The organism is Alcanivorax sp. HI0044 (assembly GCF_001634945.1).
The window spans coordinates 1-1,096 of sequence record NZ_LWEZ01000148.1 but is presented as its reverse complement, the minus strand read 5'-3'; the positions used below and the strand labels follow the sequence as shown (position 1 = coordinate 1,096).

Sequence of the window (1,096 nt, the reverse complement as noted above, 5' to 3'; positions counted from 1 at the left end):
CTGGGGCGGCGCCGTATTCACATTCAATGTAGTTCCCAGCGGTAGCGCCGTAAACAGCCCCCAGACCATGCTGTCCTGGGGTTGATTGGCCACCTGGAAGCTGAGCAAGGCACGCATTTCCGATTCATGGGCCGCCGGCATGTTCGGAGTCCGGCGGTTACGGTAATCCGCGTCTTCCGCCCCTTCTACCCCATCCACAATATTGTTGGAATCCAGCCAATCCGCCATTTCGTTGGCCAGTCGTGACGCGTCTGTTTCCTGGGGGAAAGTCAGTTCGATGAGCCGGGTAAGCCGGTCAATCGCCTCTGGATCGCGAACAAAGGCATCGCCTTGAGCCGTAATCAACCAATTGAGATTAAAACGCCCCTGTAGATCCTGGACGCTGGCGCTGAGCATGGCGTCTTCATAGGGGGTGGGCGGTAATTGTACTGCCCACTGCTCTTCCACGCAGTCATCAACCAGCGCGTTATTGTTCTGGTCATCCTGCAGGTCATCGATCAGCCCCTGCTGGGCCACCACTTCCGCCGCCATGGCATATTGGTACCGCTTGTCCCATTGCAGCAGGTTGTCCGCCCGAGTGAGAAAACGATCCTGGCGAAACAGTACCTCCACGGTAATGGTGGTCAACAGGGCCAGCAGCAAAAGCACAATCACCAGCGCCATTCCGCGCTGCTGATGCACGACGCCATTACGCCTGCGCGTTATCAACTCCATGGGTTCACCACGGTCCGGTAGAAACGGTGCACGATGTCACCGTTTTCCAGCTCGATTTCCAGCTCGATACTCTTTGGCAGACGCTGCTGCCAGACTGGAACGGCCGCCATGGCCACATCCGGCCACAGCTCTAGCCACTGCCACTCCCCCTGGGGAGTCAAATCAAGGTAGCGGACAGTAAAGCGCTCCACGTGATCCAGCAGCACATCTTCCTGATACTCAGTGGCCACATTAGTGTCGAGCACCGGCCAGTAACGGCGGAACAAGGTGCCATCTTCAAGGGTATAGACCACCCGCTGCATCTCACTGCGTTTACGCAGACCAAAAGGGTTGGACCAGCCCAGGCGGGTGAATTCCACATAATTATCACGGCCCAGAATGG

At 57.3% G+C, this 1,096-nt stretch carries 2 protein-coding genes; both read right to left on the bottom strand.

Annotation, left to right across the window (positions count from 1 at the left end; translation table 11 throughout):
- The coding region (gene gspK / locus A3730_RS01805) for a type II secretion system minor pseudopilin GspK (RefSeq protein WP_197477224.1) at positions 1–714 on the bottom strand (714 nt) is incomplete at its 3' end.
- Positions 705–1,096: type II secretion system minor pseudopilin GspJ (gene gspJ / locus A3730_RS01800; protein ID WP_063537349.1), on the bottom strand; the 392-nt coding region annotated here is incomplete at its 5' end. The genes gspJ and gspK, both read right to left, overlap by 10 nt.